This is a genomic window from Microcystis sp. LE19-131.1A, from assembly GCF_027532015.1.
GTDB classification, from domain to species: domain Bacteria; phylum Cyanobacteriota; class Cyanobacteriia; order Cyanobacteriales; family Microcystaceae; genus Microcystis; species Microcystis ichthyoblabe_A.
In genome coordinates this window covers 1-22540 of record NZ_JAPZSS010000079.1, presented here as the reverse complement: position 1 = coordinate 22540, position 22540 = coordinate 1, and the positions used below count along the sequence as shown (strand labels likewise).

Genomic DNA, 22540 nt, shown 5'->3' with positions numbered 1-22540 from the left:
TCGTCCGCTTGCTTCCATTGCTGCCGTTTTAATAAATCTTCTAATTTCCGATAATCGATTCCTTTGGCACTTTTAAGTTCGATTTCTGGCGGTGACGCGGGTTTCGGGGTTTCTGTTATCGTTTTCGCCGACTCGCCATTTATCGGTTCCGTTTTAGGGGACGGTAGGACGGGTTGTTGTGCTAGTTTCAGGGTAATCCGGTCATAAACTTTTAAAACCTTCGGATTCGTGGGGTCTAAGGCTAATACTCGCCTCATTAACTGTTTTGCTTCTTCTAGTCTCCCGTCCCCTTCTAAATCTAACGCTTCCTCTCGCAGTAACCCGATATCGGCGAGGGTTGCCTGTTTCGGTAACAGAATCAGATGATTTTTGTAGTTTGGTTCGACGGTGGAGTGGGGAGTCTGCGGGGGTTTGTTGTATTGTCGGTTGATTTCCGGAACTCGATGGAATAGATGATTACAAAGTCTCTCCACTGTCGCGCAATTCCTTTCCCCCTCAATTCGCAAAGCCTCCAGAAGCGCGTAGGTAAACGAACTCATTCCCAAAGCGGGAATTTGATAGGATTCTTCCCCCGGACTACAGGAAGCGATGGTAATCACTCCCTGTTGGGGTTTTCCTCCCGTGGATTTATTGCCGAATCGCGTCTCGTTACGGCAAGAGTCCAACAACAGAATGATATTATCCGCGCCGCATTTGCGTAAGCGTTGGGTGAGATAGGTGAGAGAAATGGTGGTATCTGGGAGCAATTGGGAGTGTCCATCGTGGGGAACGAGGTAATCCTGTTCCTGATGTCGTAATCCGTGGCCGCTGAAGAAAAACCAGAAGTTATCCCCCGTCTCCAACTGCGGGGACTCGAAAAATTCATGGAGGAAGATTTTTAAATTTGTGGCGGTGGGTTTCGTTTCTAGAAAAGTACCGCTAGGCGTTTTAATGGGGTCAGAATCATCGGTAAAGAGGAAAACCATGTCAAACTTGGCTTCTTCTTTACAATAGCGAAACATAGCCTTCGCGTCTTCGATGGCGCAATCTAGCTTGTTAAAGTGTCCCTGTTTATAGGCTGTAATGCCGATGATAAATGCCCAGTTCGCCATTAGTCTGCGGTCGGTGTGTTTTTCTCGTCTCGCTTGAATTTTAGGGTTAATCCGCCTTTAGTGCCGGTCTTAATCCCCGTCCCTAATAATTTTACCTCACCCTCCCCGGTAATCTCTACGCAAAGCTCTACTTCATCGAGTTTAAAACCGGTTTGTTGGTTGACCTGTTTCTGTGCTTGATTGAAGACTTTGCCGATAAGCTGGAGAAAATGGGAAAGTTCTGTCTCTAGCTTCTCTATGCTCACTTTTACGCCACGAGTCGCAGCTTCGGTGATGGTTTTCCCCTTGTCCCAGGGATTGTCATAGGTGTCGTTTCCTTTGGCATCTTTATCGGGGGTGACGGGGGTATCTTCTGCGGTGATAATCCAAATAGTTTCTTCTGGCATAGCGTTCTCGTTTTTCGGCAATGGTTCTCCTTTATTATTCTAGTTACCCATTGCTAACTCACCTATAGAGATAGGGGTTAATAGTCCCAAAAAAGGGGGTTTAAATACCCCCAAAGCTCATAAGTTTTATGTTTTAGAGTATTGGTTTTAAACCGTTTCTACCAAGGGACGGGTTAACTTATCCAACTGTTGGGTTAACAGACTCAGGAATAAACCCACATCGGTGACAATACCCACGGATTCTACGGAACCTCGATCGCTTAATTTTGTCACCACGGCCGGGTTAATATCAACACAGACCATTTTTACCCCCGCCGGTGTCATATTGCCCACACCGATGGAATGGAGCATACTAGAGAGCATGAGAATCATGTCGGCACCTTGAATTAAGCGGGAATATTCTTCCTGTGCTTTAATTAAATCCATCTCCGTATCCGGAAGCGGACCATCATCGCGAATTGAACCGGCCAAACTGAAGGGGACATTATTCTTGACGCATTCATACATTACGCCTTTTGTCAATACCCCGGCCGATACAGCTTTAGCGATGCTGCCGTGGCGACGGATGAGGTTGATAATCTTGAGGTGGTGACGATGGCCACCGCGCACGGGGATGCCTTTCTGCATATCTACCCCTAAAGAAGTACCCATGATCGCCTGTTCCATGTCGTGAACTGCGATCGCATTTCCCCCCAGTAAAGCGTGAACGTAACCATCGCGGATTAAACGGGAGAGATGTTGCGCTCCTCCAGTGTGAATGACCACCGGACCTGCCGTTACCACCACTTTACCGCCCTGGTCGCGAATTTTACGCATTTCCCAGGCAATCTGCTCGACGGTTAACTCGACTCGGCGCTCGCTGGAAACCCCCGCACCCATAAAGGTAAATTCCTGAGTGCTGTTGCGTTGTTCCCTGGATTCCGCCTGTCGGATAGTACGGATGCCCTCAACTCCCACCATAACGCGATCGCCAGCTTTTAAATCCCGCAGCAGAGTACATTTTGCCGTTTTGCCTTCCGGACTTTCAGTGACGACGATGGCTGCATCCATGCGTTGATTTTCCACCCGCACCCATTCACAGTTAACCCGCACTTCCGTGGGATAGATGGTGCTGACATAAAAATCATCGGGAGCGACCCCATCTTGTGCCACCACTGCGGTATTGACATCACAGATTTCTTGGGGACGAGCGGCCGCACCGAGGTCGATCAATTGTACCATGATCTCCTCCATTACCTCGTGAGAGGGTGCAGAAACCCGCACTTCGGCCGAGGAGGTACTTTGGCGCTCAATCCCTAAGGTGAAGTTTAAAACCTTGAAGCTGCCCCCATTTCCCACCACAACATCGAGAGCTTTATTCATAATTCCCGCGTCGAGCAGATGACCTTCTAACTGGAGAATGCGACTTTCAATGGTGACATTAGCGTGATGGTCTGGAATTAAGGGTTCGGTGGTACGCAGGGTTAAACATTTGGCGGCTCCTCCTGCTTTTAAGAACTCTGTCAGGGGAGTTTGTACTACTTCAAACCCTTTTGCAGCTAAGTTATGTTGTAAGTCGTCACTAATTTTATTCATGACGATTACTTGACCGATATTTACTGCATTACAAGCAAAGTTAACCGCATCGGCTTCTTCAACGATAATGCGTTTTTCTTCGGGAATTTTTAACTCAATTAATCGATTAGAATAGGCATCGAAAGCATCGGGATAGTAGAGGAGATAACCACCACTAAGGGGACAAAAACAGGTATCAAGGTGATAGAAACGTTCGTCAATTAAACGTAGGGATAAAACCTCGATATCGAGCCATTTAGCGATTAAAGGGTGGGAATCTAACTCAGTTCTGAAGCCATATCCTGCCCATAACCAACGTCCTTCCCGATCTAATAATGCGTCTCCTGCACCTTCAAAGGGTAAATCTTTTGGCAGTTCGTGAACCGTAAAACCGTTATCTTCAAACCACTGCTTAAAATAGGGTTCTTCTCCCTGTCTTTCTTTGTGTAAAAAGCGACTGAGAACGACTATTTTTTCCAGAACTAAACCTGCATTAGCGGTAAAAACCATGTCGGGCCAGCCTTTTTCTGGTGGGACTAAATCCACGAGCGCCCGATCTTTGAGAACATGATAAAGCTGCTGCCATTGTTGCCTAGCTTTTTCTTGGGAAGATTTGTGAATGTTGCCCTCCATCCACGGATTAATCACATAATCCACATCGTAATGATCGGGAGAACACATCAAAAAGCGAATAGTTTCAGTCATATTTTTTGACAATGAATATTCAGTATAAGTAGTCTGGAGATAAGTTTAGACCAATCTTCCATTATACTCTACTTTGCCCCAAAATATGACTAGGCCTAAGATTAGGACAATGTCCACTCTATAAGCTAAAAACAGCCTGATTCTAGCCGATAACTGACGGCTACAAGCTTAAATCATTGTAAATCCTGATGTTTAAATAACCCCATAAATTTCGATTTGCGTCCGTGTTCCTTAATTAAACTTTCCCGATAAGTTTGCCATTCTTCCCGTCTTCCTGACAGATAAAAGGCATTACGAGCTTTTTTCAGCCATTTAATCGCTTCTTCCTAGGGATCAGCCCTTTTTTCGTCGAGTATCTTTTCCGCAGCAGGACGTACATGATCGATCACCCAGTTAGGAGCGACGGTAGCAGCCGCATCCATTATCCGCCAAATTAGGTGAGACTGCACATAGGAATTATCAGAAACGACTTTAATTGCATCTCTAACTAAATTTTCGTGGAGAAATATATCGATCTTAGCCTCTGTGGAACGTCCACCGCTAAACCGGTTGGGTTGACCCAAGGAAACCCAACAAAAAGTCATGAGAGCAGGGGAATAGCGATCGCCATTCGGGAGAAGAATAATGTCTGGGGGAAGTTCAGTTATTAACCGAATTAAGCTGTTTTTGCAGTGCCACAATGCGATCGCTTGTAGCCGGATGGGTGCTGAGAATTGTCGGGGTAGAACCCCCCTGTTGTGTTAATTTTTGCATAAAGGAGATCATCGCCGTGGGTTCATAACCAGCCCTGGCCAAATTTGTTAAACCCAGTCGGTCCGCTTCTAATTCATCCTTGCGACTGTTTGGTAAACTGTAGGCGAGATTAACCGCCAATTGTACCCAAGTTTTTGTCTCTAATCCCGCCGCACTGAGAAGTCCTTGGGCGAGGGCAGTATTGCGTAATTGGGTGATAGAATGACGACCAACGATATGGCCGATTTCATGGGCAATCACGCTGGCTAATTCGGCCTCATTATCAGTAGTTTTAATCAATCCCGTGTGTAAATAGACAAATCCACCCATAGTTGCGAAGGCGTTAATGCTATTGTCGCGCACCACTTGAAAAGTGTAGGGAAGGTCAGGGCGATCGCTAGTTGCCGCTAATTGCTGCCCGATTTCTTGGACATATTGGTTAATTCTGGCATCTTTGGACAGTTTCACCTTACCTGATTCTAATAAACCTTGATTAATCTGCCTACCGATGGCGACTTCCTGCTGAGGAGAAATAGTGGAGAGTTGAATAACTTGCACACCCCGAAAAAGTAAATCCATCCACGAGAGCGCGGAACTGTTTTGGGGATTGATAATCCCGATACTCAGGCTCAGCAGCAGAGAAATTATTGTTAATAGCCAAAAACGGGAGAAAATAAGGCGCATAGACGATTCGATCCCATAAAAACCTCATTCTTATTCTAGACATTGTCTATCACCCTTTGTCTGTTACTGTCCCCGATTGGTTTGATAGACGTAAAAGTTAAATAAATCGAATAAACTGCCAACAAAAGCAAAAGTAACAGCGATGGTTAACATTCCTTGTAGGGGATAACCGCCACCGAAAATGGTTAAAAATTGCAGAATTTGGCTAAAAACAGTCTGAGAAACCCAAGTAAAGCCGGGGACGTGACTGGTGGCGAATAAAGCAGTTAAAATCGAACCCACCAGGAGGACGGGGGCAACAAAACTTAATAGGGTGGAAAATAGCAGAGAACGGAGCAAAGTAAGCATGGGTGCTGATCTCCAGAGAATTGGGGCGCGATCGAACGGGAATAAGAATTTATACTCGCTCCCCTCTAGGATATACGTTCATCTCCGATAGGGACGGTTTTTTAAAAAATCTTAAAATATCATTAAGATTCTTGGTTAAGAAAAATATAGCAGAGGAAGTCCCCACAGGAGCGTACACCGGTGGGGATGCAGCGACTGCCTCCTTTCCGCTTGCTCAAATCCTCTGCTATAACGTTGACCATTAACTGCCCGAAGCGGATAAAACCAGAGGATGATAGAAAAGTTAGAATTACCCTTGCAACTATGACCCTAGATATTATCCCTGAAGGGGAAGAACGCAAAGTAGAAGCTGTCAGTAGTGCCGCTATTGATGGTGCGCCGATCGCCTATATTGTTGTCTTAGCCGCCATTGTCACTACCCTTTCTTTTATTCCCTTCTCCATTGTCCTCGCTTCCGGCGGTAGTATGCCCCTCAGTCAAGCGGTTTTTCCCCTCTTGGGTTGGTTACTCGGCCCGATCGCTGGTGCGATCGCTAGTGGCATTGGGTCCTTAATTGGGGCTTTTCTTGCCCCCTACACGGCAGGAATTCCCGCTATTTCGGTCTTTGGGGCAATTATAGCCAGTTTTGTGGCGGGAACGATGGTTTTAGGCAAAAAACGCCGTTATTGGTGGTTAGGATTGACGTTAATTTTTCTGATTCCCCTGTTTATCTACGCTAACCGGGCGATCGTACTGAACGGCATTTCGCCACAAGTCTTTATTGCTGGCGCTTTCGTCGATTGGTCGGCTTTGGTATTATTTATCCTACCAACCCGGACTCTTTTTCCCCATTGGATCAAAGGTAGCAATTTAGCCCTAGTAGCGGCGGGAATTTTTGGGGGTACCTGGACCGCCAGCGGCCTCTCCCATTTAGGAGCCGTCGCCATTACCTACTCGATTTTTAACTGGCCAGAAGAAGTCTGGATCGCTTTAATTGGGATCGTTCCCATAGAAAATCTGATTCGTTCCCTCGTCGGTATGGTGATCGGTTGTGGTGTCATTGCCGGTTTACGGGCGATCGGTCTAGTCAAATCACGGGAGGCGATCTACTAAATAGGAAGTTTTCCCTTTGGGGAGTGGGGGATCGGGTGTCGGGGTGGACGCAACGGTAAGACTTCTGGGGTCGCACCCAACCCGACACCGAAAAAAAGAGAACTAGCGTTTTAGCCAACTCATCATCGCCCGCAGATCTTGGCCGACTTCTTCGATCGAATGTTCTGCTTCTTGACGACGCATAGCGGTGAAACCCGGTTTACCAGCTTGATTTTCGAGGACAAACTCTCTGGCAAATTGTCCCGATTGAATTTCCAGGAGGATTTTCCGCATTTCGGCCTTAGTCGCTTCTGTCACCACCCGCGGACCGCGAGTGTAGTCACCGTACTCGGCTGTATTGGAAATACTATCGCGCATTTTGGCTAAACCGCCCTCGACGATCAGATCGACGATCAGTTTTACCTCGTGTAAACACTCAAAATAGGCTAATTCGGGCTGATAACCGGCTTCTACGAGGGTTTCAAAGCCAGCTTTAATTAAAGCACTTAAACCGCCGCATAATACTGCTTGTTCGCCAAAAAGGTCGGTTTCTGTCTCCTCACGGAAAGTGGTTTCCAAAACCCCGGCCCGAGTGCCACCGATACCTTTAGCGTAGGCCATTGCCCGATCGCGTGCTTGGCCGGTAGCATCTTGATAGACGGCGAATAAACAGGGGACCCCTTGACCTTGTTCGTAGGTGCGACGGACGAGATGGCCCGGTCCTTTGGGGGCAACCATAACCACATCGACATTATCCGGGGGAACCACTTGACCGAAATGAATATTAAAACCGTGGGCAAAAGATAACACCTTGCCTGCGCTTAAATTCGGGGCAATTTCGTGGAGATAAATCGTTTTCTGCACTTCATCTGGTAAGAGGATCATGATCCAGTCGGCAATTTTAGCGGCTTGGGCCACATCATAAACCGGAATACCGGCTTCTTTGGCTTTGATGGCCGATTTACTGCCGGGATATAGACCAACAATCACATTAACGCCACTATCCTTGAGATTTAATGCGTGGGCATGACCCTGGGAACCATAACCAATAATAGCGATCGTTTTCCCCGCTAATAAGTCTAAGTTGGCATCCTCATCATAGTACATTCGTGCCATCGAACTCGCTCCTTAAATTTTTTTGTCACTGTGCAAACTCCTAATTATACGCGAAAATCACGCCCGTCAGAAGCATTTGATCGCCTATTTCTAGGAGTCAAGAAAAAATAGTGTCGAGAAAATTTGAATTTTCTCGAGATATTTGGGTACTCTAACTAGGGAAAGCTGACTTGATCTAGTGGAGCAGAAGGGGGGGATAATGGCCAATTTTTAGCTTGGACTTGGTTCTTTCACCAAAATTGATTACAATATCATCATCAATAGCTGCTTCCTCTGCTCCTATCCAGTTAGGATTAACCTCGGTCTGAACACAGATAATCAGGTTAATATTAGTGCAGAAATAGCTTCTCTCCCCCTCGATTTTCACCTGTTCTGGGTAAATTACCCAGTTAGGATCGTTTATAGACTGATTTACTGCCTTGATCGATACTAAATAAAATCAGGTGAAAAGATCAAGATTATTGGCTTTGTTGATCACCAATTCCCTTAGAGCTGTCCCGAAAAATGTATGGTAAGTTTTTTTAAGAAGCTATTGACAAAAAAAACTCAAGGTATTGGGTTAGAGATTACCCCAGAGCGCCTTAACGTGGTTCAGATCGCCAAACAGAAACAAAATTATAAATTAGTTAAATGTTGTTCGTCGGATATCCCAGAAGGCATCTTTGAGGAGGGAAAAATCGTCGATTCCGTCGCTTTAGCGGAATTAATCCAAGAAGTCCTCAAGGAAAATAAAATTACTAGCAAACGAGTCGCTACTGCTGTCCCCATGCGCGAGTCAATTATCCGGATTATCCCTATTCCCTCGGAATTGGACGATGAGGAATTGCGCGATCTGGTCTTAAATCATGAAGCTAATTTATACCTTCCCTATCCGCGGGAGGAAGTGGATATCGACTACCAAAAACTGGGCTACTTTCAGGATGAAGACGGCATCGAAAAGGTGCAGGTTTTGCTGGTAGCTACTCGTCGGGAGATCACCGATGCCTATCTGGAGACCCTGCAACGGGCAGGATTACAGGTAGATGTGCTAGAAATTAATAGTTTTTCCCTAATTCGGACGATTCGCGATCAGTTGCGACAGTTTAGTTCCAATGAAGCTACCGTTATTGTCGATATAGAATTTGATAACACGGAAATTGCCATCGTGGTGGACGGCGTTCCCCAATTTTCCCGCACTGTCCCCATCGGCACTTTCCAGCTACAAAACGCCATTTCCAGGGCGATGAATTTGCCCACCCCCCGCAGTCCTGAGATTCTTTTGGGGATGACAATCCCGATCACTGCCTTTGATAGTCTTGACACCAATACCGGTGCTTCCAGAACCTTTACTACCGCCGGGATTGCGGCACTGATGCGGGTTTTAGGGGAATTAACCGATGAATTGCGGCGATCGATTAATTTCTATCTTAACCAAAGTGATGAACTGGAAATGGAAATTGTCCAGTTACTTTTAGCCGGTCCCGGGGGCGGTTTAGCGCAACTAGACGAATATTTTACTCAACGTCTCAGCGTCCCCACCATGGCAATCGATCCAATCGCATCACTAAACTTAGATACAACTCAAGAGATTCCTAATGCCGAAAGACCTGGTTTAGGAACAGTCCTCGGTTTAGGATTGCGGGAGGTTGACAATTAGCTAACGTTTTGTTAACATACACTTACATACGCTACTAATTAGGGTTGGCTGAATAATAGTAAAACCCTTTTAAAATAAGGCTTTTGACCTGTTAAAATCCAATGTTCATGTTGCGAAAATCGGATTGGGACATTCAAAAACCTGGCCTTATTATTTTTTTATTACATAAACTGGTACAAAGAAGCAGGGCAACAAAGCCTGAAACTCCCGACTCCCGACTCCTGACGACCGGCTACTCACTCCTAACCCCACCAACAAACTTTTTCAGCAAACCCTAAATAAAGAGGTTTTGACAACCAAATTAAAGCATATCTAAAAAGTTTTGGGTTAAAAGTTAAACTTCAGGTTTTCATTCATAACAAATGAACTAACTAATTTTTTGGGGAAAATTAGTTAACCCACGACCATAACATATAATTAATTGGCAAGAGTTCTTTTGATGAAAGGCTATGGGTATCAGCATCCTGAGAATCTGGGCAATCGCAGCTAACAGTTTTCGCGAGGTTATTCGCGATCGCATTCTTTACTTTATCGGGTTTTTTGCCTTGTTGATGGCCTTCGCTTGGCGTTTATTACCAGAAATTGCGGTGGGAACCCATCAGAAAATCTTTCTTGACTTGGGATTAGCCGCTATCGGACTATTAGGGGTAATTGTCGCGGTTTTTGTGGGTACAGGGCTAATTAATCAGGAAATTGACAAGAGAACTATTTTGGTTTTGATTCCTAAACCCCTGAGTCGGGCCGAATTTATCCTCGGTAAACACTTGGGTTTGTCTGGGGTTTTAGCGGTGATGTTGGGGGTAATGTTGGTGATTTACCTGCTGATGTTGCTGGGGATGAAAGTATCTTTTCAAGCTTTACCCCTGATTGTCTCGGTTTTCTATCTCGGTTTGGAATTAATTCTGATCGCAGCCGTGGCGATCGCTTTTGGGGTATTTACCAGTTCGATTTTAGCCACGCTAATGACTTTTGGGGTCTATCTAATGGGTCACATCAGCAAAGATCTGATCCAATTGGGTATAATCAGCAAAAATCCCAATATTCTCGCTATCACCAAAAATATTTATCTAATTCTCCCAGATTTGGAAAGATTGAATTTTAGAAATGAGGCCGTTTATGGTTTGCTCCCTAGTGCTGATGTCTTAATCGCTAATGCCCTCTACAGTCTCGTTTATACTGGTCTATTATTGGGTATCTCCATCCTCATCTTTTCACGACGACAATTTTAAATGGGGTTGCCGAGTCAAGGAATGAATGTCATCGCCATCGATTAGTTTATAGAGATGATTAGCCATGAAATTAAAGGCACAACTGCATATTTTAAGTCGAGAAGCGGTCAATTACGGACTGGCAACCGTGGTCATGGACGAAGCGGTTAATCCCGTCCTTGCAGCTTTTGCTAGACAGTTAAAACATTTACAATACTATGTAGTTCAGAATAGCCAAGGTGATTGGTTACTAACCACATTAGCTCATCGGCAGCAGCCACAACAGGAAAAAAGGGTAATCTATGCCTTTGCTACGGAAAAAATGGCCATATCTGCTCAAAATACTGCTAATTCACCCCTATCAACGCTCCTGATTCCCGTAACCCATCTTTTATTCCAATTATTTGCCGTAGAAAAAGTAGATAGTATTATTTTTCTGGAAAATGCACACACCGCTCAAACAGGAAAAGAAATCTCCCGGATCCAATTAAAGGCTAATATTGAAAAACAACTACAAAAACTGGGGACAATTCCTGCCAATCTTGCTTAATTAGTTATCCTTAATCAAGGCGAATTAGATGTCATACTAAATCCGTTGAGTATAGGCTACATATCAGGAGAGACAATAGGCACTCTTGCAATAGGCAAAAGGAGAAATAGATAATCAGTCTGTAATAACGAGATTTAGCATTACCACCAGAGACTTTTTAAGCTGGCAACTTGAGTCTAGCCTAATCAGGGAGATTATTTAGAGCCGATCGTATAAACAAGCACCTGAGCCAAACGGCTAGGAGCATATCGGTTACTATAGAGAGTGTCTATTTTCTCAAAACCGACCTATGCTGCGAGAAGATCTTAAGAAAGAATTAGATAAACTAAACGATGATCAACTGAAAAAGATTGCTGATTTCATAGCCGACCTTGAGTTTCAGTCTGGACAAGTCCCATCGTCTGTTCCGCTTTGGCAAAGAGCAACACCATCCCAGAGAGCTAGGGAATTGCGTGAATGGGTGTTACAACTTCCCAAAGATAGTCCGAGTCTAGGAGATGAAGCCTTTAGTCGCGATAGTATTTACGAATGATGACGAGATATTTACTTGACACTAATATTGTTATGCGATTGTGCAATTGTTCCGACCTACAGCATAAGCTGGCAACCAATGCAGTTTCTCGTCTGCTCATGCAATCAGATGAATGTTTCCTTGCGACACAAGTAATAATTGAGTTTTGGGTTGTTGCCACCAGACCAACTGAAGTCAATGGTTTGGGTTGGTCTGTAGAACAAACCAGAAGCATGATAGATCAACTTCTCGCTCGTTTTCCAGTCTTGGCAGAATCTCGGCAGATTTTTACAAATTGGCTGAACTTAGTCACAACTAACAGAGTGATGGGTAAACGCACTCATGATGTTCGTCTCGTTGCGGCTATGCTTGCCAATGAAATGACACATCTGTTGACCTTTAATCCCAGTGATTTAGCGGGTATATCAAGTATTACCCTAACTCATCCACAAGATTTGAACCCGTTTGATACTAATGAGCCATAGTGTTGGCGAGCGCCGCATAACTCAATCGTTATCAATAGGGAAAAGTTAATTATCTGCAATGGCCTTTTTTACTCTTACTCAGATTACCATGACCGAGCCAACCCGATTAAACTATCACGATACCTATTCTTGTCCCGTCTGTCGCCATGGTAAAATTGCCACTTTACCCCTAATGGAAGCCTATGCTTGTAACTTTTGTCAACACATTTTTACTGCTAATTTAGAAAGACAGCTTTTAAAAATGGCCGATAGTCAATTACCCTTAACTTGGTATTGGAATGGTAAGTATTGGCAGGGTTTACCGAGAGAAGGAATCGAGATGGCAGGTTTTTACTTAATTATCGGTTTAGGATTTGTGATTTTTCCCACAGCAATTGTGGCTACAGGGGCCTATCTTTTTCCTCCAGTCGAGGGGAGTTCTTTGTCATGGGTGCCTCTATTTTGGTCGATTTTAACCTTTATTTGCCATGCTATTTGTTTACTCTGGTTAATTATCGAATATTATCAGTTTCCCGTTAATATGTATCTACGGGCCTTGGCCCGTCGTTGGCAAAATTCTTTTGTTACCCGATTATTATCCTAGGGGTTATTTAATCCTAGAAAGGGGAGCAGGAAGTGGGGTGTGGGGTGTGGGGTGTGGGGTGTGGGGATAAAAAATCTGATTACTGATTACTGATTACTGATTACTGATTACTGTTCTCTAAATTATTCCTAAAGGACAAAATTGACCCGATAATTCTAGTTTATTGTTTTGCAGCAGATATAAACCGTACTCAATTCCTTCTACTACTGCTTGATAGGAAGCTTCTAAAATATTACTAGACACTCCCACAGTAGTCCATCTTTGTTGACCGTTACTGGACTCGATTAAAACCCTAGTTTTCGCTGCCGTCCCCGAACCACTATCGAGAATTCTCACTTTATAATCGGTCAGGTGAAAGTTAGCAATTTCGGGATAGAATTTGACTAAAGCCTTTCTTAAAGCCCGATCTAAAGCAGCCACGGGCCCGTTACCTTCGGCCACTTCTAATAAATCTTCCTCTTTTACCTGTACTTTAATTGTCGCAATCGCATTACCACTATCCCGGAGCATATCACAATAAACTTGGAATCCTTTTAATTCAAAAAGGTGACTTCTCTGTCCCAAAGCTTCCCGCATTAATAACTCAAAACTAGCTTCGGCTGCCTCAAATTGATAACCCTGACTTTCTAAGATTTTTAAACGTTCCAATATTTGCCGACAGGTGGGATCATCTTTATTTAAATCGATGCCAAAACTGCGCGCTTTCGCTAAGACATTACTTAATCCCGATTGGTCAGAAATGACGATGCGGCGCTGATTCCCGATCGCTTCTGGATTAATATGTTCGTAGGTGAGGGGATTTTTCGCCACCGCAGAAACGTGAATACCGCCTTTATGGGCAAAAGCGGAACGTCCGACGAAGGGAGCATGATCATCCGGGGCTAAATTGACCATTTCGCTGATTTTTCGGCTAGTTCCCGTCAATCGGCCTAATTGATTTTCTTCTAGGCAAGAAAAGCCCATTTTTAACTGAAGATTGGGAATTAAAGTACATAAATTGGCATTGCCGCAGCGTTCCCCATAACCGTTAATTGTGCCTTGAATCATGCGTGCGCCCTCGTTAACTGCCGCTAAAGAGTTAGCTACGGCGGTTCCTGCATCATTATGGGCATGAATGCCTAATTGAGGCGCATTTTCCTCATCAGGATCGATACCCAATTGCTCCCGCACTTTCTCCACAATAGGGGCGATTTCTTGGGGTAAAGTGCCACCGTTGGTATCACAGAAAACTAACCATTCGGCCCCGGCATCCCTGGCGGTTTTGAGGGTTAAAAGGGCGTATTCGGGGTTATTTTTGTAACCATCAAACCAATGTTCGGCATCATAAATGACTCGTCTTCCCTGACAGCGTAGATACTCGATTGTATCTCCTATCATGGCTAAATTCTCCTCCAGACTGGTTTTTAAGCCCTCTGTGACGTGCAGATCCCAAGATTTGCCGAAAATTGTCACCCAACGGGTTCTAGCGGCGAGAATGGCGGTTAACATCGGATCTTCTCGGGCTTCGACATGGGGACGACGCGTGGAACAAAAAGCGACTAATTCCGCTTGTTTTAGGGGTTTTTCGTGCATTTTCCAGAAAAATTGACCGTCTCTAGGGTTTGCGCCCGGCCAACCGCCTTCGATAAAAGGAATACCCATCCGATCTAATTCCCTAGCGATTTTAATTTTGTCTTCTAGGGAGAGGGAAATACCTTCTCGCTGGGCCCCATCCCGGAGAGTAGTGTCATAGACCCAAATGCGCTTACCATTGTTCATAGAAATAGTCAATAGGTGTTAATATTAATTAATAACTGTAGCGACTTAAAATCACGCCCCTAATGCCTAGAATAACAGTTTACGGTCAAACAATCACCTGCGATCGAGGTGAAAATCTTCGTCGTATATTATTAAAACATGACATTTCTTTGTATAATGGCGGTTCCAAGTTAATCAATTGTCGCGGCATCGGCAGCTGTGGAACCTGTGCGGTGGCAATTGTGGGCGAAGTTTCTGCTATCAATTGGCAGGAAAAAGCGCGTCTTTCTTTACCTCCCCATAACCCCAATAATAACCGTCGTCTTGCTTGTCAAGTCAAAGTTTTTGGTGATATTGAAGTGACTAAATACGATGGTTTTTGGGGACAAGGAGACTCAGTGATCAGTTATCAGTGATCAGTTATCAGTTATCAGTGAGCAGTATTAAGTGTTAAAGTGTTAAAGTATTAAGTGGCAAGTTCGGAGCCTTCTTTTCACTGTTTACTGTTTACTGATTAAGGTTATCAAATGAACGAGACAATAACTTTTCGGATATCACCAATAATTCGGGTAACTTTATTAAGTTTATATGTGGCGTTAACCATCCCTTTACCCTTTTTAGCAAAAGTCACTAATTCCCCCGTTAATCCCAATTTTCTTTGGTTAGGAATCAGCTTAGGATTAATCGCTTTATACGGAGCTTTAAGTGAAAGAGTCATTTTATCAGAAACAGGGATACAAGTTACCTATCCCCAATGGTTTCCTGCTTTTCTTCGCTCTGGTTGGTGGTTAAATTGGACAGATATAAAAGAACTTAAATGTCGCAGTACAGGACAGGGTGGTTTAGTTTATTATTTCCTTGATCGCTCCGCAGAAAAAGCCTATTTATTGCCGATGCGAGTGGTGGGATTTAATCGCATGGTCAAAATAATCGAGGAAAAAACTAACTTGGATATGACCGATATTCGCCCCCTTTCTCAGCCTTGGATGTATGGAATTCTTTTTACTCTCACCCTATTTTTATTATTAGTCGATGGGTGGACTATTGCTACGGCGAGAACTATTATTCCCTAATAAATTCGGCTCAAAACGTAATCCACTAGCTCGATTAGCACCTCTTTTGAGGGAGAAGAAGCTAAACAGTCAAGGTGTTTTAAGGCACTTTGTCCGTATTGATTGGCTAACTCTTTTGAGCGAAGAATACCTTGGCTAGAGTGAATAAAATCAAGAGCTTTTTCGATGTCTCCTTCCTGACTAAATTCCCGTTCGATTAACACTTCTATATAGGGATTTTCCTCCATAGCAAAGAGAGCGGGAGCAGTGATATTACCACTGATCAAATCGGAGCCAGAGGGTTTTCCTAATACTTCCGTGGGGGAGGTAAAATCGAGAATATCATCGACGATTTGAAAAGCTAATCCTAAATTGCGACCATAATTATATAAATGATGATTAACTTCAGCCGATTGCTCGCTTAATACCCCAGCGGCTTTGGCACTATTGGCAATTAAAGAAGCAGTTTTGTAGTAACTTTTTTCTAGATAAGCTTCCAGGGAGATACTGGTATCAAAGCGATTAATTCCCTGTTGAATTTCCCCTTCAGCAAAATCGCGAATCACTTCTGAGAGTAATTTTACCACTTCTAAATTATCTAAATTAGCTAGATACCAAGAGGATTGAGCGAAAAGAAAATCCCCCGCTAAAACCGCCACGCGATTGTCAAATAAACTGTTAACGGTGGGAACACTGCGCCGCAATTCTGCCTCATCTACCACATCATCATGGACAAGACTGGCAGTGTGGATCATCTCCGTGATTTCCGCTAATCGACGATGACGGGGAGTGATATCCCGGTCTAACATGGTAGCGCGAGATACCAGCAACACGATCGCCGGTCGAACGCGTTTACCACCGGCCTCGAACAAATGTTCTGCTGCCGCCGCTAAAATGGGATGACGAGCGCCGACGAGATTTTTTAAGTTATCGGTCAAAAGACGGAGATCATCGTCAACGGGTGCGAATAAAGAAGTTGTTGGGATCATTGGTTAGCCAATTGGCGAGATAGTTACGAAAGTTTACATATCCTTACATTTATTTTAAGCTAACCGTCCAGACTAGGGAAGGGGAAGCATCAGTGATCAGTGATCAGTAAACAGTGAGGGGTTGGAGGTTGGGGTTTTGGGGTATTAGTTGAAATTTCCCCATCTCCCCCCACACCCCACACCCCACACCCCACACCCCACACCCCACACCCCACTTCCCTGGTCCCTAATATTTTTCCTGACAAAACTCTTGTCATTGTCAAGACTCTAGGGTAACTTGTATATAAAAATTAATAAAGCGAGAAGTATTAGAACGATGTTGAGACTAATTAGCGACTTTGACGGCCCGATAATGGACGTATCGGAGCGATATTACCAAGTTTATCAATACTGTTTACAGAAAACCGCCTATAAAGGTCAAATTATCGGGGAATTATCGAAAGCGGAGTTCTGGCAGTTAAAACGGGATCAGGTTTCTGAGAAGCGTATCGGGGAAATGTCAGGATTAGATGAAGATCAGGCCCGTAAATTTGCCCATCTTCGTCGTCAAACTGTTCATACTTTACCCTATCTTGTCCACGATCGCCCGGTGGTTGGTTCTTTGGAAACTCTCCAGAAAATCCAAGAGTTAAAGATCGATTTAGTCGTGATGACGATGCGGCGGGTATCCGAGCTAGATCATGCCTTTAATCGCCACGATATCGGTCGTTTTTTCGCCGCTAATCGTCGTTATTGTCTAAATAACAATTACACCAAAACCAACGACGTGCGCGACAAAACCCTGCTTATGGCTAAGGCCGCTAAAGAACTGCCGGCGGCTGCCGATACTTGGATGGTGGGGGATACGGAAGCGGATATTGCCGCCGCTAAGAGCCAAAATATCAAGGTTATTGGCGTATTATCGGGGATTCGCAGCCGTTCCCGTTTAGAGAGCTACGAGCCTGATTATATCGTCAATAACCTTGGGGAAGCAGTGGACGTGATCTTAGGATCCCTACGAGCGTTCGGTTAACGGAAAAAACTACTAATCACCCAAAAGATCAGAAAAGTGATGAGCGCATAAATTTGGCGATCACCGAAAATATTCAAATCAGCCTTGGCCGCTAAACTGGCTAATCCCGCTCCCAGAGCGACGCCTAGCACTAAACCAGCGAGAGTGAATAGTAAGGCGCGGCCAAAACGTTTTTCTTTGCGGTTGAAAAAATAGATATTAACGAAAACGCCAAAAGCTAAGAGCAGCGGTAAAAGGGAGCCACTGGGATCGGGAACTAACAGCGTTATTGCTCCTAAACAAGCGTAAATCACTGCTGGTACACCGATATCCTGTGCAGAAGGTGTATCGATTGAGCTTCGCCACCAGTTAGGAGATTTACTGCTAGTAACTGGTTTACTTTCCACCGGAATCGTCAGACGTTCGGGAAAACGAATGCGATCGGGTACTTTAATCCTACCTTCCTGTCGCATCCGCAGTCGATCCATGAGGACAGAATCGTAGGCCGCCTCGATCGATTCGACAATTTTGCTATCATTCTGATACTGTTGCACCAGTCTTTGTTTGGCCTCTTGAATTTCTTCAAAAGAGGATTCTTCAGTAACCCCAAGTTGTTCGTAGGGATTCTGTTCACTCATGAACATACCTCCTTAATTATGCTCCCGATAGTCATGATCTTAACCCGATGTTCTGTAGTTTAACTTGAGATGCAAGCTTATTTAAATTAATTAAGTTTAGCGAAAATCTGGCTAGAATCGATCGCTTCGTAGGGATAACCACTGGCATCTAAAAGGCTTTTTTCGGCGATTTCTCCTTCCTTAACGATAATTAAGCGGTTTTTGCCACCGTAGGCTTTAATTGTGACAATTTCTAAAGCAAATAATCCTGGGGAGAAACGGGGATTTAAGGCCCCATCGTACTCGAATTTACTCTGCATTAACTGCAAAGCATAGACGCTACTGCTATCAAAGGATGCTGCCTCCCGCAGGGTTTTGGCCCGCAGCACTGGGATTAAATCGCCAAAAGGAATAGAAATCGTTTGCCAAGTGCGATCAAGTGTATCAAAAGAATAACAGTAACCGATGCCGTCCCAACGTCCTTCACAACGCAGAATTAATTTATAGCGTTTTCCGTCCCCTTGTACCTGTAATTCTATTCCCTCGTAGTTAGATAAATTTAGGGGAGGATTCAGGTTTCTGGTACGAACTGAGGCAAAACCGCCGTTATTTTCAGTTCTAACGATACCAGAAAAGAGAGCGCGTCCTCCGGTTAGGGTTATCTGACTCTCGCTCACTCCTCCCATTACCACATCATCCACCGCACCCCAGATTTCTTTTATATCACTGCTGGGATTGCTAAAGTCAAAGAGGGTTTTTTGAGCGGTTATACCGGCATTTTTCAGTAAATCAAGTAAATTAGCTAAACTATGGCGGTTATTCTCCCCTTGACAGTAGATAATCTCATCAATCCCCATGAACAATTGCGGGGTTTCCAGAGTGAATAAATCGACATTTTCAGCAAATAATTGACGTGCAGACTCGATATTATCGACTAAAGCGCGAATTTGATAGTTTTGCTGCTGTAGTTGAGCGATTACCTTTCTACCGATCGCGTTTTCACCACCAATGACTAAAATAGTCTTCATGCCTTGCTCATTTGTTAGCTGAATTTTTTTATCTTCCCCGAAACCGAGCAGTTTTTGCAGACAACTCCAGAGGGGAATACTATCAAAATAGTCCAGAGTTTGCCAAAATCTCTGAAAATCCCAGTTTTTTGACTCAGCCATAAATTTTATCTCCTTACTGCCATTAATTTTTATTTTATCGAGTTAATTTGGCTGTTTGAGATCAAAAGCTCTCCTGTAAAAATCAAAAATCTTCCGTTAGGTGAGGAAACTCCGAGACAGGAGGAGAAAAAAGACAAGAGACAACTATCCTACCCATAAAACCGAAGATGATGTCAAATTTATCTGTGCTTTTAGATATTTTAACCCGATAGCGGCTCGAGAACTTACTTTTGCGGGAGGTCTATTAATTTTGGCTCTCTTATTCTTCGTCTGATCAGTTTAACTTAATATAGGAGCGATCGATCTTTGTGTCCTTTGTGTCTTTGTGGTTCGTTCTATTCGCTCGTACCCAGCAAACCCAAGAGGGCCTATTTTTGCTTTGTTCGATTCCATACTATCTAAGTTTCTAAGCTGATTCAAACTACTAATTTGCCATAACCAGTCTAGGATAGCCAACGGAAGGATGCTGCAAAAGTTGTGGAGTTAATTAACAATCATCCCCGAAAATGTCTTGACTATCGAACCCCCTTTGAGGTATTTTATCAAATATGATCGAATAGTGATGCAATTCAGATTTGAGTTTACTACAAATTTTTTTAATCATCATGCCACAACAATCCTTAATCCCTAAAACCCCGACAGAGCAAGCCATCCCCACTCCTGCGGCACAAAATAGTTTAAATGTCAAGCTTTTAAAAAAAATATTTCTATTTTCTCCCCTGTTATTTTGGGGATTATTTGGTTTAGCAGTTAGCTCGGTGAGAGCAGTGGAAAACCTACAATGTCCTGTCATTTCTAAGGAAGAAGTTGATACTAATGCTCTCAAAAGAGAAATTGCTAATTATTCGGCCACTCTGCGAGTCTATCCTAGCGATCCGGGTACGATTAGACTTTATCTTCAACGGGGAATAGCGCGAGAAAAAATCAACGATCAAAACGGTGCGATCGATGATTTCAGTCAATACATTTGGTATAGTAATTATAATGCTCCTGGATTCAAAGATCGACAGTTACTAGCTCAAGCCTATTATCAAAGAGGTAAGTTAAAGTTAGCCATGGCTAAGGAGCAGCGTCAGCTAAAATTATTAGAAGCTGCTCGCTCAGATTTTCAGCAAGCCTTTAAATATAATCCCAATAAAAGTGAAGTTTACTTTAACCTAGCAATTATTGCCTCTTTGCTCAATCATCAATCCTTAGCTTTAGATTATTACCAGCGTTTCATCGGTTATGAAACTGAGAATTATCGCGGCTATTATCATCGAGGAAACCTTTACTCTCACTTAGGCAATTATGCGGCGGCTATCAAAGATTATAATCTGGCCATTTCATACCAACCCGATCTAATTGAAGGCTATTATAATCGGGCCATAGCTTTAGAAAAAATAGGCGGCAAAAGAGAGGCTTTTAAGGATTATAAAATCGTTTTAAAATGCTCACCTAACTTATTTTTAGCCAAGAATGCTCCTAGCAGTTATCAAAACCGCGCCAGAGTACAAATTGAAATGGCTGACGAGGAAGTCGAATTAGCCAATTTATCGAATAATTCCCCCGAAGGATATCAAACAGCGATCGAGTATTATAATGGAGCCATCAAAGACTTAGCACTTGTCATCCGTATTAATCCCAACTACGATAAAATTCCCCATGCTAGAGCATTTCTTAAACGGGGTTATGCTCACCTAAGACTCAACAATAATCAAGGGGCAATTCAAGATTATAACCAAGCAATTTATCTGCAACCCCAAGACGCAAAAGCCTATGTATATCGTGGGTTAATGCGAGCCAATAAATATCAAGAATACGCAGGAGCTTTAGAGGATTTTACTGCGGCAGTGGCACGAAATCGTCATGATGCAGCCGCTCACTATCATCGGGGGTTAGTGCTGTATAAATTGGGGCGTTATCAGGAGGCTGTAGATAATTATAATATTGCCTTAGCCCAAGATGATCGGATTAATACACCTAGTTTTACTTCTCGCTCTGTCTGTAGCGAAAATATCCAAGAATCTGCCGACAAAAATTATTTTTATAACTCCAGAGAAACCGATTTTCGTCCTAATTATAATGTCTCTTGTCATGCTCAAGCCCGGGGAGATGCTTATTTTGCTCTGAAAAATTTTGCCGCGGCCGAAAGAGATTATACTACTTATATAGTTGCCCATCCTAACGATCCAGAAGGTTATCATAAACGGGCCAATGCGCGTTTTGAAAAAGGGGATAAACAGGGAGCGATCGAGGATTATAATGTATTTCTACAAAAAGTCCGCGATGCGAGAATTTTCTATAGTCGTGGTAATAGTAGCGCTGACGTGGGAGATGATCAAGGAGCGATTACAGATTATCTGCAATCTTTGAGCATTAGTCCTATCGATGTGACAGTGTATAGTAATCGGGGAAATGCACGCACTGATACCGCTACTATTCCCGATAATGTACAAGTAACACCGAGAATATCGGAGAATCCGATCGCCTATAATAATCGTGGTATTATTCGACGACAAACTGGTGATAAAGAGGGTGCTTTAGAGGATTTAGATAGGGCAATCAGCTTGAATTCCAATAACCCAATCCCCTATAATAACCGGGGAGTTATTCGCTTTGATTTGGGAAATAATACTGGTGCTTTGGAGGATTTAAATATGGCTATTGCTCTCCAGTCTAACTATGCTGAAGCTTACTATAATCGAGGTTTAGTTAAGGAAAAAATGGGCGATAAGAAGGGAGCGATTGCGGATTATCAATTAGCAATTACTTATCAGCCAAATTATGGCGAAGCTTATTATAATTTGGCGCTTGCCACCTACGATGATACAAATCCTAGTAGTCGAGTAGCGAGCCTTAACTATTTGCAAAAAGCCGCTAATGCCTTGATAAAAACTGGTAATTTAGAACTGTATGAACGTGCGTTAGAATGGATGTTAAAAATGCAGTAATTTCTCTAAAAAGTAGGCCCAGTTTTGACAAAGGCTTCAAGATTTGGCTATTTCAAGCCTTCAAAGAGCGGGGGAGTCTCTTATTGCCGATGAATTAGCCGCTAGGTAGTAATCCGATAGTAGCGGTAAGCTATCTTCCTTATCTAGCCTGAGTTGTGTAGAATATTGACTAATAAAAATAATTACCTGACAAAGGATTTCTCGACTGGTGAGAGGGAGTCTATCTTTCTCTAAAAAAATGGATAATCACCTTGGGGAACCCTTTGGTATTTTATCCATGACTACAATGCACAGCAAAGCAAAGGATTAAGCCACCATCACTACTACCGAATCACCACCCCCTACAGGAATTAATAACACAGGTCTTAAACCGCTTCTAGTCGCCTTTAGGT

Annotated in this window: 22 protein-coding genes; 11 read left to right on the top strand and 11 right to left on the bottom strand. The window is 43.6% G+C overall.

Translation table 11 applies throughout. From position 1 onward, the window contains the following. The 6 genes from O9323_RS07165 to O9323_RS07140 form a co-directional block, all read right to left on the bottom strand. Window positions 1-1091 (bottom strand): caspase family protein (locus tag O9323_RS07165; protein ID WP_288124885.1); only part of this gene is annotated, 1091 nt, incomplete at its 3' end. Next, window positions 1091-1477, bottom strand: a complete 387-nt coding sequence (locus tag O9323_RS07160; protein WP_002734812.1) for a Pepco domain-containing protein — start codon at window positions 1475-1477, stop codon at window positions 1091-1093. The genes O9323_RS07165 and O9323_RS07160, both read right to left, overlap by 1 nt. Window positions 1478-1624: 147 nt before the next feature. After that, window positions 1625-3736, bottom strand: a complete 2112-nt coding sequence (argZ, locus tag O9323_RS07155) for a bifunctional arginine dihydrolase/ornithine cyclodeaminase (RefSeq protein ID WP_193979051.1) — start codon at window positions 3734-3736, stop codon at window positions 1625-1627. A gap of 326 nt (window positions 3737-4062) precedes the next feature. Then, window positions 4063-4320, bottom strand: coding sequence for a hypothetical protein (locus tag O9323_RS07150; RefSeq protein WP_004158060.1), 258 nt, complete (start codon window positions 4318-4320; stop codon window positions 4063-4065). A gap of 55 nt (window positions 4321-4375) precedes the next feature. Further along, a complete protein-coding gene (locus tag O9323_RS07145) occupies window positions 4376-5152 on the bottom strand; it encodes a M48 family metallopeptidase (RefSeq protein WP_024971295.1) in 777 nt (258 codons plus the stop codon). Between the two features lie 63 nt (window positions 5153-5215). Then, complete coding sequence (locus O9323_RS07140; RefSeq protein ID WP_002732467.1) at window positions 5216-5500, bottom strand: hypothetical protein; 285 nt, start codon at window positions 5498-5500, stop codon at window positions 5216-5218. 303 nt (window positions 5501-5803) lie between these two features. Here O9323_RS07140 and O9323_RS07135 point away from each other — a divergent pair, with 303 nt between their 5' ends. After that, window positions 5804-6592, top strand: a complete 789-nt coding sequence (locus tag O9323_RS07135) for an ECF transporter S component (protein WP_149106914.1) — start codon at window positions 5804-5806, stop codon at window positions 6590-6592. Between the two features lie 102 nt (window positions 6593-6694). Here O9323_RS07135 and ilvC read toward each other — a convergent pair whose 3' ends face one another. Continuing rightward, a complete protein-coding gene (gene ilvC, locus O9323_RS07130; RefSeq protein WP_288124884.1) occupies window positions 6695-7687 on the bottom strand; it encodes a ketol-acid reductoisomerase in 993 nt (330 codons plus the stop codon). A gap of 508 nt (window positions 7688-8195) precedes the next feature. On the opposite strand from ilvC, the gene pilM reads away from it, so the two are divergent. From pilM to O9323_RS07100, 6 genes are all read left to right on the top strand, one after another. Further along, window positions 8196-9323, top strand: a complete 1128-nt coding sequence (gene pilM / locus O9323_RS07125) for a type IV pilus assembly protein PilM (protein WP_288124883.1) — start codon at window positions 8196-8198, stop codon at window positions 9321-9323. Window positions 9324-9772: 449 nt separating this feature from the next. Further along, on the top strand, window positions 9773-10552 hold the full coding sequence (locus tag O9323_RS07120; protein WP_024968879.1) for an ABC transporter permease: 780 nt from the start codon (window positions 9773-9775) through the stop codon (window positions 10550-10552). Between the two features lie 64 nt (window positions 10553-10616). Continuing rightward, a complete protein-coding gene (locus O9323_RS07115; RefSeq protein ID WP_288124882.1) occupies window positions 10617-11081 on the top strand; it encodes a hypothetical protein in 465 nt (154 codons plus the stop codon). Between the two features lie 289 nt (window positions 11082-11370). After that, window positions 11371-11613, top strand: coding sequence for a hypothetical protein (locus O9323_RS07110; protein ID WP_002775464.1), 243 nt, complete (start codon window positions 11371-11373; stop codon window positions 11611-11613). Beyond that, the gene (locus O9323_RS07105) at window positions 11610-12077 is read left to right on the top strand and encodes a type II toxin-antitoxin system VapC family toxin (protein ID WP_004158093.1); all 468 of its coding nucleotides are present in this window, start codon (window positions 11610-11612) and stop codon (window positions 12075-12077) included. The genes O9323_RS07110 and O9323_RS07105 overlap by 4 nt, the downstream gene beginning before the upstream one ends. 88 nt (window positions 12078-12165) lie before the next feature. Next, on the top strand, window positions 12166-12660 hold the full coding sequence (locus O9323_RS07100) for a hypothetical protein (protein WP_043998337.1): 495 nt from the start codon (window positions 12166-12168) through the stop codon (window positions 12658-12660). A 117-nt stretch (window positions 12661-12777) separates the two neighbouring features. Here the strand turns inward: O9323_RS07100 and cimA are convergent, their stop codons facing one another. Then, window positions 12778-14418 (bottom strand): citramalate synthase, encoded by a 1641-nt coding sequence (cimA, locus tag O9323_RS07095; RefSeq protein WP_004158098.1) that lies wholly within the window; start codon window positions 14416-14418, stop codon window positions 12778-12780. Window positions 14419-14480: 62 nt separating this feature from the next. Here cimA and O9323_RS07090 point away from each other — a divergent pair, with 62 nt between their 5' ends. Both O9323_RS07090 and O9323_RS07085 read left to right on the top strand, forming a co-directional pair. After that, the gene (locus O9323_RS07090; protein ID WP_103111154.1) at window positions 14481-14813 is read left to right on the top strand and encodes a 2Fe-2S iron-sulfur cluster-binding protein; all 333 of its coding nucleotides are present in this window, start codon (window positions 14481-14483) and stop codon (window positions 14811-14813) included. 111 nt (window positions 14814-14924) lie between these two features. Next, window positions 14925-15470: a hypothetical protein gene (locus O9323_RS07085; RefSeq protein WP_002732796.1), complete on the top strand. Its 546-nt coding sequence runs from the start codon at window positions 14925-14927 to the stop codon at window positions 15468-15470. Here the strand turns inward: O9323_RS07085 and sds are convergent. Next, window positions 15467-16438 carry a solanesyl diphosphate synthase gene (gene sds, locus O9323_RS07080; protein WP_002775476.1) on the bottom strand — a complete coding sequence of 324 codons (972 nt, stop codon included), beginning with the start codon at window positions 16436-16438 and terminating at the stop codon, window positions 15467-15469. The two genes, O9323_RS07085 and sds, sit on opposite strands and share 4 nt — an antisense overlap. 316 nt (window positions 16439-16754) lie before the next feature. On the opposite strand from sds, the gene O9323_RS07075 reads away from it, so the two are divergent. Beyond that, window positions 16755-17450: an HAD family hydrolase gene (locus O9323_RS07075; protein ID WP_002775478.1), complete on the top strand. Its 696-nt coding sequence runs from the start codon at window positions 16755-16757 to the stop codon at window positions 17448-17450. On the opposite strand, the gene O9323_RS07070 is transcribed toward O9323_RS07075, so the two are convergent. Together O9323_RS07070 and O9323_RS07065 are read right to left on the bottom strand one after the other, a co-directional pair. After that, window positions 17447-18067, bottom strand: coding sequence for a CPP1-like family protein (locus O9323_RS07070; RefSeq protein WP_002732774.1), 621 nt, complete (start codon window positions 18065-18067; stop codon window positions 17447-17449). The genes O9323_RS07075 and O9323_RS07070 overlap by 4 nt on opposite strands. Window positions 18068-18153: 86 nt before the next feature. Further along, the gene (locus O9323_RS07065) at window positions 18154-19215 is read right to left on the bottom strand and encodes a CIA30 family protein (protein WP_016517314.1); all 1062 of its coding nucleotides are present in this window, start codon (window positions 19213-19215) and stop codon (window positions 18154-18156) included. 605 nt (window positions 19216-19820) lie between these two features. Between O9323_RS07065 and O9323_RS07060 the strand changes: the two genes are divergently transcribed. Continuing rightward, the gene (locus tag O9323_RS07060; RefSeq protein ID WP_288124881.1) at window positions 19821-22148 is read left to right on the top strand and encodes a tetratricopeptide repeat protein; all 2328 of its coding nucleotides are present in this window, start codon (window positions 19821-19823) and stop codon (window positions 22146-22148) included. Window positions 22149-22540: the final 392 nt, after the last annotated feature.

Bases quoted from the DNA above. Each gene is read 5' to 3' on its own strand.
- O9323_RS07160 (WP_002734812.1), bottom strand. From the start codon at position 1,477: ATGCCAGAAGAAACTATTTGGATTATCACCGCAGAAGATACCCCCGTC.
- argZ (WP_193979051.1), bottom strand. From the start codon at position 3,736: ATGACTGAAACTATTCGCTTTTTGATGTGTTCTCCCGATCATTACGAT.
- O9323_RS07150 (WP_004158060.1), bottom strand. From the start codon at position 4,320: ATGACTTTTTGTTGGGTTTCCTTGGGTCAACCCAACCGGTTTAGCGGT.
- O9323_RS07145 (WP_024971295.1), bottom strand. From the start codon at position 5,152: ATGCGCCTTATTTTCTCCCGTTTTTGGCTATTAACAATAATTTCTCTG.
- O9323_RS07140 (WP_002732467.1), bottom strand. From the start codon at position 5,500: ATGCTTACTTTGCTCCGTTCTCTGCTATTTTCCACCCTATTAAGTTTT.
- O9323_RS07135 (WP_149106914.1), top strand. From the start codon at position 5,804: ATGACCCTAGATATTATCCCTGAAGGGGAAGAACGCAAAGTAGAAGCT.
- ilvC (WP_288124884.1), bottom strand. From the start codon at position 7,687: ATGGCACGAATGTACTATGATGAGGATGCCAACTTAGACTTATTAGCG.
- pilM (WP_288124883.1), top strand. From the start codon at position 8,196: ATGGTAAGTTTTTTTAAGAAGCTATTGACAAAAAAAACTCAAGGTATT.
- O9323_RS07120 (WP_024968879.1), top strand. From the start codon at position 9,773: ATGGGTATCAGCATCCTGAGAATCTGGGCAATCGCAGCTAACAGTTTT.
- O9323_RS07115 (WP_288124882.1), top strand. From the start codon at position 10,617: ATGAAATTAAAGGCACAACTGCATATTTTAAGTCGAGAAGCGGTCAAT.
- O9323_RS07110 (WP_002775464.1), top strand. From the start codon at position 11,371: ATGCTGCGAGAAGATCTTAAGAAAGAATTAGATAAACTAAACGATGAT.
- O9323_RS07105 (WP_004158093.1), top strand. From the start codon at position 11,610: ATGATGACGAGATATTTACTTGACACTAATATTGTTATGCGATTGTGC.
- O9323_RS07100 (WP_043998337.1), top strand. From the start codon at position 12,166: ATGACCGAGCCAACCCGATTAAACTATCACGATACCTATTCTTGTCCC.
- cimA (WP_004158098.1), bottom strand. From the start codon at position 14,418: ATGAACAATGGTAAGCGCATTTGGGTCTATGACACTACTCTCCGGGAT.
- O9323_RS07090 (WP_103111154.1), top strand. From the start codon at position 14,481: ATGCCTAGAATAACAGTTTACGGTCAAACAATCACCTGCGATCGAGGT.
- O9323_RS07085 (WP_002732796.1), top strand. From the start codon at position 14,925: ATGAACGAGACAATAACTTTTCGGATATCACCAATAATTCGGGTAACT.
- sds (WP_002775476.1), bottom strand. From the start codon at position 16,438: ATGATCCCAACAACTTCTTTATTCGCACCCGTTGACGATGATCTCCGT.
- O9323_RS07075 (WP_002775478.1), top strand. From the start codon at position 16,755: ATGTTGAGACTAATTAGCGACTTTGACGGCCCGATAATGGACGTATCG.
- O9323_RS07070 (WP_002732774.1), bottom strand. From the start codon at position 18,067: ATGAGTGAACAGAATCCCTACGAACAACTTGGGGTTACTGAAGAATCC.
- O9323_RS07065 (WP_016517314.1), bottom strand. From the start codon at position 19,215: ATGGCTGAGTCAAAAAACTGGGATTTTCAGAGATTTTGGCAAACTCTG.
- O9323_RS07060 (WP_288124881.1), top strand. From the start codon at position 19,821: ATGCCACAACAATCCTTAATCCCTAAAACCCCGACAGAGCAAGCCATC.